General features: G+C 54.1%; 8 protein-coding genes and 1 tRNA gene. 7 read left to right on the plus strand and 2 right to left on the minus strand.

Annotated elements, in window-relative coordinates:
* The first annotated feature begins 15 nt into the window (after positions 1-15).
* Genes petA through cobM form a run of 3 tightly spaced genes read left to right on the plus strand, consistent with a single transcriptional unit; the run spans position 16 to position 2,597 of the window.
* Positions 16-948, plus strand: a complete 933-nt coding sequence (gene petA / locus C7K08_RS06485) for a cytochrome f (RefSeq protein WP_106499826.1) — start codon at positions 16-18, stop codon at positions 946-948.
* A 4-nt stretch (positions 949-952) separates the two neighbouring features.
* Positions 953-1,807, plus strand: coding sequence for a prolipoprotein diacylglyceryl transferase (gene lgt, locus C7K08_RS06490; protein ID WP_106499827.1), 855 nt, complete (start codon positions 953-955; stop codon positions 1,805-1,807).
* A complete protein-coding gene (gene cobM / locus C7K08_RS06495) occupies positions 1,800-2,597 on the plus strand; it encodes a precorrin-4 C(11)-methyltransferase (protein WP_423218687.1) in 798 nt (265 codons plus the stop codon). The genes lgt and cobM overlap by 8 nt, the downstream gene beginning before the upstream one ends.
* Here cobM and C7K08_RS06500 read toward each other — a convergent pair.
* Positions 2,551-3,918, minus strand: a complete 1,368-nt coding sequence (locus tag C7K08_RS06500; protein WP_106499828.1) for an FAD-dependent oxidoreductase — start codon at positions 3,916-3,918, stop codon at positions 2,551-2,553. The two genes, cobM and C7K08_RS06500, sit on opposite strands and share 47 nt — an antisense overlap.
* A gap of 72 nt (positions 3,919-3,990) precedes the next feature.
* Between C7K08_RS06500 and C7K08_RS06505 the strand changes: the two genes are divergently transcribed.
* Both C7K08_RS06505 and C7K08_RS16825 read left to right on the plus strand, forming a co-directional pair.
* Positions 3,991-4,062, plus strand: a tRNA-Val gene (locus tag C7K08_RS06505).
* A gap of 217 nt (positions 4,063-4,279) precedes the next feature.
* Positions 4,280-5,026, plus strand: coding sequence for a helix-turn-helix domain-containing protein (locus C7K08_RS16825; protein WP_423218688.1), 747 nt, complete (start codon positions 4,280-4,282; stop codon positions 5,024-5,026).
* Here the strand turns inward: C7K08_RS16825 and C7K08_RS06515 are convergent.
* Positions 4,995-6,656, minus strand: coding sequence for a Ppx/GppA phosphatase family protein (locus C7K08_RS06515; protein WP_106499830.1), 1,662 nt, complete (start codon positions 6,654-6,656; stop codon positions 4,995-4,997). The two genes, C7K08_RS16825 and C7K08_RS06515, sit on opposite strands and share 32 nt — an antisense overlap.
* A gap of 16 nt (positions 6,657-6,672) precedes the next feature.
* Between C7K08_RS06515 and C7K08_RS06520 the strand changes: the two genes are divergently transcribed.
* Positions 6,673-7,581 (plus strand): 4-hydroxybenzoate polyprenyltransferase, encoded by a 909-nt coding sequence (locus C7K08_RS06520; protein WP_241537107.1) that lies wholly within the window; start codon positions 6,673-6,675, stop codon positions 7,579-7,581.
* On the plus strand, positions 7,578-8,065 hold a 488-nt coding region (locus C7K08_RS06525), incomplete at its 3' end, for an LD-carboxypeptidase (RefSeq protein WP_193464818.1). The genes C7K08_RS06520 and C7K08_RS06525, both read left to right, overlap by 4 nt.

The raw sequence follows: 8,065 nt of genomic DNA on the forward strand, positions 1-8,065 counted from the left end.
TTTAAACCTCTTCTGATGCGTCGTTCCCTATCCCTGCTGCTCAGCTCCTTGCTGATGGTCATCAGCCTTTTGGTGGCCCCCCAGGCCAGTTGGGCCTAYCCCTTCTGGGCTCAGCAGAACTACGACAACCCCCGGGAGGCCACCGGCAAGATCGTTTGCGCCAACTGCCACCTAGCTAAAAAGCTCACCCAGGTTGAAGTGCCCCAAGCGGTKATGCCAAACACCGTTTTCAAAGCGGTGGTGAAGATTCCCTACGACACAGCTGTGCAGCAGGTTGCTGCCGACGGCAGCCGCAGCGGCCTCAATGTGGGCGCGGTGGTGATGTTGCCCGATGGCTTTGTAATCGCCCCTCAAGATCGCCTCACTGAGGAACTAAAAGAAGAAACAAAAGGCGTCTACTACACCCAATACAGCGATAGCCAGCCCAACATTTTGYTGGTGGGGCCCCTACCCGGYGATGAGCACAGGGAAATTGTGTTCCCGATCCTTTCCCCTGATCCCGCCACTGATTCTTCGATCCATTTCGGTAAATATCAAYTGCATATCGGTGGCAACCGCGGCCGCGGCCAGGTTTATCCCACCGGCGAAAAGAGCAATAACGGTGCCTTCAATGCTTCAGTGAGCGGCCAGGTAAGCGCSATCAGCAGCAACGACAAGGGGGGCTCCACCGTGAGCATCAGCGCGGCAGATGGCAGCAGTGTGGATGAGGTAATACCGGCTGGCCCTGAACTGCTAATCAAAGTTGGCGACAGCGTTACCGCTGGCGTTCCCCTCACCTCTGATCCMAATGTGGGCGGTTTTGGCCAGATCGATGCTGAGGTGGTGCTGCAAAATCCAGTGCGCATTTATGGCTTGCTTGCKTTCCTTGCAGCTGTTGCCATCGCCCAGATCATGTTGGTGCTGAAAAAGCGTCAGATCGAGAAGGTTCAAGCCGCCGAGGGCGTTTGATTCAATGCCCTTAGCTGTATTGCAGTCGCCGGGGCCGCTGCTGGTGGAGCTTGGCCCCTTGGCCATCCGTTGGTATGGCCTATTGATTGCCCTAGCAGTTCTACTGGGCCTRTGGGTTTCCAGCCGCCTTGCAAAAATGCGGGGCCTTGAAGCTGGAGTTATCTCTGATCTTTTGCCCCTAATAGTTYTGGGTGCAATTATTGGAGCAAGGCTTTATTACGTGATATTTGAATGGCGCCAATATCAAATTAATTGGCTTGAAGCATTCCAAATATGGAAAGGTGGCATCGCCATCCATGGGGCATTACTGGGGGGATCCCTTGCCGTAGTTGCCTATGCCCGKTGGATGAAGTTATCTTTTTGGGCCTTAATGGATGTGCTGCTGCCATCGGTAGCGCTCGGCCAAGCGATTGGCAGGTGGGGCAATTTCTTTAATTCGGAAGCCTTTGGGCTACCCACTTCCCTGCCATGGAAATTATGGATTCCAGTGGCTAATCGCCCCGCCGCTTACCTAAGCGAAAACTGGTTTCACCCTACTTTTTTATACGAATCAATCTGGGATCTAGGTTTATTTGTRTTGTTAATCCTGCTGATAAGGCGTCGCCGCAGCAATGGTGATTGGCTCTTGCCCCTGGGTGGAATCAGCTGCATCTACGCACTGGTTTATAGCTTGGGCAGATATTGGATTGARGGCTTGAGGCTTGATCCCCTCTGCCTTTGGGGCAGCCTTGAGCAAGCAAATTGCCTCCGGATGGCGCAATTGGTGAGCCTGCTGTTGGCCCTAGCTGGTGCAGCAGGTTTAGCTTGGTTGCTTGCCCTAAAGCGCCCCCTCCCCGACCCCGGCAGGCCAATTGATTAATCAAGCCAAGGTTCAAATTGTTGGAGCTGGCCCCGGCGCCCCCGACCTGCTCACGATTCGGGCCCTAAGAGCCATTGAACAAGCCCAACTGTTGGTGTGGACCGATTCCCTGGTGTCCCCCCAGATTGCCGCGCTAGCACCGGCCGATTGCGAAAAACTGCGCAGTGGCAACCTCACCCTGGAGGAACTGCTGGCCGCGATGGTGGCAGGGGTAAACAAGGGATTGCGGGTGGTGCGGCTCCACGACGGCGATCCCTGTTTATATGGCGCCCTCCAGGAGCAAATCGCCCGATTAGCCGATGCTCAAATCGAGGTGGAGGTGATCCCTGGGATAAGTGCTTATCAAGCCACGGCAGCAGCCCTAGGGGCTGARCTAACAATCCCAGGCCTRGTGCAAACGATCGTGCTTAGCCGCGCCAGCGGTCGCACCGGCACGCCAGAAAGGGAATCCCTGGAGAAATTGGCAGCTCTAGGGGCCAGCCTGTGCCTTTATCTCAGCGCTCGCCATGTGGAAGAGGTGGAGCAGGTGCTCTTAAAGCATTACCCGGCGGATACCTTGGTAGCCGTGGGTTATCGGGTKAGCTGGCCAGATCAAAAGTTGCAACTRGTGMCGCTCAAAGGCTTRGCTAATTTCAGCCAAAGCAAGGGCTTGGAGCGCACCACCCTKTATTTGGTTAGCCCTGCCCTTGGCGMCTCTGGGGCTGCACGCTCAAAGCTCTACAGCGCCGAACACAACCACCTATTTAGGCCCCAGGGCCATGCAATTCCGCCTGCAGCTGTTCAGCCTTAAAGCTGCAGCCCAGCCGCTCCACAATTGCCAAYAGATCTTGCTCTGCATTACCAAGGCAATCGGTGCCCCCAGGCGATGGCGTTACGTTAAAAACAATCGGCCCATCGCAGCTAATTCGCGCTTCCCCTAACATCAATTTTTTATTTTTTTTATCAATAAGTTGTGGCCTAACACCACCRTAACCTTCAGCAAAATRTAAATCTTTTAGGCTTGCCCCAGGCACTATTTTGCGSAGATCCTGCAAAAACAACCAMCGCCTTAACCAGGGSACCTCAAAYAACAAATTACGCAGAATATAATTACGAATATCGTGAATCCTAAACAACTGCCATAAAACACTTAAAACGGCACTATCAAGGCGCAAAACCTTTAGGAATTCCCAAAAACTAGCAGGTTTATAACGCTCCAAAAGCGGCAGCAAAAGAGCGGTGGGGCCAAAGCGAGTTTTATCTGGCACAAGCACATCTGGATCGCCATGAATTGCGGCAAATGGCAATTTGTCGTTTTGAACTGTGTAAACCTTGCCGTTTAAAAGCTTTGGTGTGAAGTAAAAACTACCYGCCACCGGCAAGCAGGAATACTCCAAGCCATGGCCCATGGCCTGGGCCAATAAAAGGCTGTGGGCGCCAGCGCTCACCACCACATATCTGGCGCTGATTGTTTCTGTTGCAGTAGTTACCAAATATCCATTTGCTTGCTTTTCGATGCTGCGCACCTTTTGGTTTAACAGCACCTCTAATTGCCTYTGCTGYTGTTGTTCAKGCCCTGAGTTAAGAGCCGCCTTTGCTTGGGCAACAAATGATTCAGCTAAAGCCTGGTAATCAACCGCAGAAGCGCTATCGGCAATGCCGATAGCAGTTATTTGTTCAGGCCGGGGTAAGCCATCGGAGCCAARGGCAACAGCTGGCTCCCAGCGGGCGATGGCTTCCGCATCAAGCAATTCCATTCCAGGGAAATGGGGCTGAAATTGCTGGAATCGTTCCTGCAGGAACTCGCATTCCTTAGGGCCAACCCCAAGCACCATCTTTGGGAAAGAAAACAACACCCGCTTGCGTTCAGCCTCAGGCAAGAGCTCGCCRTAGCGCACCAACATCGAGGCACGGCGTTTCACCTTTAGGGCTTTTTCAAGGTTGTAGTTGGTTTCGATGTCGCCGCAATGGATTGTTTGGCTGTTGTTGGTGGCCCGGGAATTAATGGTCGCCAGCTGCCCTTCCTTTTCCAAGAGCAGCAGCGAACCAAGGTTGGTGTAGCGGGCAAGGCAAAAGAGCAGGGCRGTGCCTGAAACACCTCCCCCCACGATCAAMACATCAACCTCGCGCACTGGCCAGCAACAAACCCAACCCCCATTCTTTACTGCAGCTGGGCGCCACCGGGGGGTAAACTTTTGGTTAATGGGCGATTAGCACAGTGGTAGCGCACTTCCTTCACACGGAAGGGGTCACTGGTTCGAATCCAGTATCGCCCATATTATTAATAGATARCTTYCATWCATATTMAYAATAWAAWTACTTTAATYTGTAGYTCTAATTAACAATTTAGTGACAAACTGCGATTTTGCGCCAAAATTACTCAGTGTTTTAAAAGGWAAATTACTTTTGAGCGCCCCYGAACAGCCATCAGTAGATATCGGAGGGTTGGTTGCCTTTGGCGAACGCCTCCGCAGGGAGCGCTTGGGCCAAGGGGTGGAGCTGGAGGCCCTGGCGAAGCAACTGTGCATGCGAACTGAGCAAATCGAAGCCCTGGAGAACGCCAACCTTCAGCAATGGCCAGAGAACGCCTTTGCCGTAGCCCAGGTGCGCCGATTGGCTGGGGCCCTCAACCTTGATGCCGATCAACTAGTTRGCGAATTACGTCCACTTCTGGAGCAAGCTGCTGCCCAGTCGCCCAGCTTGGCTGCCATAGCGGTGATGGGTGCTTCCAGCAAGCGCCGTGAAAATATGCCAARTAGGGAAGAGGGCACCAAAGATTGGCTAACGGCATCCACCACTAAACCTGCTAGCTCATCAAAACCCCAARGCTTGTTTTGGCTACTGGCYATTGCCCTAGTTGCAGGCMTTGGCAGCATCGCTTTTAAGCAACTATCAAATCAGCAACAACMATTAACTAAACCGCTMAATCAATCAATCTCTACGCCAACAYCAGCAGCTCCRAAACCGCAAAACAAGAAATCCAACATCACTAMTTTGCGCATAACCGCCAAGCAGAATGCCTGGCTATCAGTGCGGCAATTGGATGATAAAAAAATACTTTTCCAGGGAAATTTCAAAGGAAATCGCTTATTCCCACTTGGCAAAGGCYTGGAGCTGCGGGCCGGCCGACCAGATCTAGTGCAAATCCAATTRGGSGATGGCCCCAGTAAAACCYTAGGRCCCATCGAKAAAGTTGAATGGCTGAAATTTATGCCGCCYGCAACTGCTCCGAAACCCTARTTGTTGTTAARCTACAACACARGYTGTAGCCGCAACCATCGCGAAATGCWGCGGCACAACTTTCCAAACTCCAAAGCTCAAGGCTAAGGTCGTCTGTRGGATTTAAAGGTAGAAGTTGCAGATTTATAACGCGATCGTTAATAACTAATTGKAAGCTATCAATAACAGCTTCCGGCCTGCGATCCATCGCCACGGCAAGGCGCAATARCAGGGAGAGGCTTTCAACCACWTGGCGCTGCTCGCGATCKAGCAATAGCCAGCTTTCATGGCGTTTTTTAGGTAGGCTGCGGCGGTGATAACGGGCCAATGAAGCAATCACAAGTTGCTCACTTTGTGAATARCCAAGCAGCTCGCCATTATTAATCAAATACCAGGAATGTTTATGATAACCACTGGTATTTATGTGTAAGCCGCAACTGTGCAACATTGCTGCCGCCCAGAGCAGTTCACGCTGCTCTGGGCCAAAATTATGGAAYCCTGCTTTGGTTTGATCAAATAGTTCCAAGGCATGGCTTGCCACCCGTTCAGCCCTGCCGCCATCCACACCGAATTTGCGCGCTTGATGCCAAACAGTGCGCTGGCGGATTTCACTTTGATATGCAAATCGATCAACAATCAAGCCATGGCGCAACATCCAATCAACGATCAAACCCTCCCTTAGGGCTCGATCGCTAACCACGAATTGATCCATCCCGAGTAGGGCCATGGCGGTTTGCAGCACCAGCAAACCAGGCACCAAAATTTCAGCGCGGCGCTCATTAATTCCCGGCAACGCAGCCCGCTGCAGGGGCGTRAGCGGCAGTATCCGCTCCACCAAGGCATCCAACTCAGCTTTGCTTACCTTTTTGCCATGTAAGCGGGCTGAACTGCGGCTTGATTCCGCTTCCAGCAGAGCTGCCACAGCCATGGCGGTGCCACTTGTGGCAACCATCGTTGGGGTTTCGCCTGGTGCCAGCCGGCGCAGCACCTTGTCCACCGATGGCTCTAGGGAACCTTGRATAAATGCCCGYAAAAAATTCACCCTTTCCCTTTCCAAGGGTTCGCTCTTAACAAAATCCCGTTGCAACCGCACTGCCCCCACCCGAGCACTGGTAAGGGCCCTGGCCTCCTGGGCATCGGCCAAAACCAATTCGGTGGATCCACCGCCAATATCCAAAATCAAATGGGGGCGATCGGCAAAATCCATGCCAGATAGCACCCCCAGATARATCAAGCGCGCCTCTTCCGTGCCGCTGATCACCTCAAGGTTTAAACCAAGGGTTTCCCTCAATTCCGCCARAAAGGCAAGGCCATTGGGCGCCTCGCGCATGGCGCTGGTGGCCACCCCAACAATTTCCTCAACCCCATKGCTATGGGCCAGCTCACGGCAATGGCGCAGCGCCAARCGGGTGCGTTCCATCGCCTGGGGCGTTAATTCACCGCTATCGGCATCCCGTTCCCCCAACCTGGTGGTTGATTTTTCCGCTAAAAGCACGGAAAAACTGCACAGCAATGGATCCACTGCCGCTATTACTAAATGGGTGGAATTAGTGCCTAAATCAATGGCTGCAACCCGCCGCATGCCTTCCTTTGGCGACGTGGTTTGTGCTGTCACCGCAGGATCCCGTAGAGCCGTGGCACACTCTCGCATCGCAACACCGCTCTTGGTGGCATCAACCCCTAGTTCCGCTTCTAAGCCAAAACAGWTCGATTGGCCCGCCTGGCTAGAGCTATTGCGCTGGCAAAAACCCAGCGGGCGTTTGATTTTATTGCTGCCTGCCGCCTGGAGCCTCTGGCTTGAGCAAGCCAAACCAGATGTTTTTTTAGTGGCATTAGTGCTGTTGGGGGGCCTGGCTGTTAGCGGGGCAGGTTGCATCGCTAACGACCTTTGGGATCGCAAGATCGATGCCCAGGTGAGTCGCACCAGTGCCAGACCCCTAGCCAGGGGTGCCCTGGGCCCTGGTTTTGCCCTGGCTTTGCTCCTTTTATGCCTTGGGGTAGCCCTTGCTGTGGTGCTCGCCCTGCCGCAGCGCTCCCTCTGCCTTGGCCTTGCCCTAATCAGCTTGCCTTTGGTGTTGATTTATCCCTCAGCTAAGCGCTGGTTTGGCTTTCCTCAGTTGCTTTTAGCCCTTTGCTGGGGTTTTGCGGTGTTAATTCCCTGGGCTGCAGCCCGGGGCAGCCTCACTGSTGGCTGGCCCCTATGGGGTTGCTACGGCGCAACAATTTTTTGGACCTTTGGCTTCGATACGGTTTATGCGATGGCCGATAGGGCCGACGATCAAAGGCTTGGGATACGCAGCAGTGCCCTCAGCCTTGGGCAGCAGGTGGTGCCGGTGGTGGGAATTTGCTATGGGGCCACTTGGCTGCTGCTGGTATCAGCGGCCCTTAGCGCCGGCATGGGAGCTGGGTTTYTGCTGCCTGCCCTGCTGGCGGCCTGCGGTTTTATYAGGGAGTGGTGGTTGCTGAAACGGGATGAACAAAACGGCAAACTGCAAAGTGGCAAACATTTTCAACGCCAAGTGCTGCTTGGTKCCCTGTTGCTATTTGCCTTAATCCTTGGCCGCTACCCCCAATGAAGGCRCGCATCGTGGCCCCTAGTTCGGCTTTGGGGGAGCTAAAAAATTTGCAGGCGGGCCTAGAGCTGCTGGGCAGCTGGGGSATTCAATTGGAGCTGCCCCAGATCGCAAACCGTCGCTGGGGTTATCTGGCCGGCAGCGATGGCCAAAGGCTGGCGGATTTTGATGCAACAGCTGATTTATGGGCCTGCGCCCGCGGTGGCTGGGGGGCAGCGCGGCTGCTGGAACTTGGCTGGCAGCCACCAGAGGGCTTGCTGTTGGGTTTTTCTGATGTAACMAGTTTGCTTTGGGCCCACCAAGCCAGTGGCAGGCTTGGTGCCCTCCACGGCCCCCTGGTAACAACCCTTGCGGCGGAACCAACCTGGAGCCAAGAGCGGCTGCGGCTACTGCTGCAGGGAGCAGCTGTTCCACCGCTACTTGGTAGGGGCTGGGGCGGCGGCAAGGGGGAGGGGCCCCTACTGGTGGCAAACCTCACGGTTGCCAC

Origin of the sequence: Synechococcus lacustris str. Tous (assembly GCF_003011125.1) — a bacterium.
GTDB classification, from domain to species: domain Bacteria; phylum Cyanobacteriota; class Cyanobacteriia; order PCC-6307; family Cyanobiaceae; genus Synechococcus_D; species Synechococcus_D lacustris.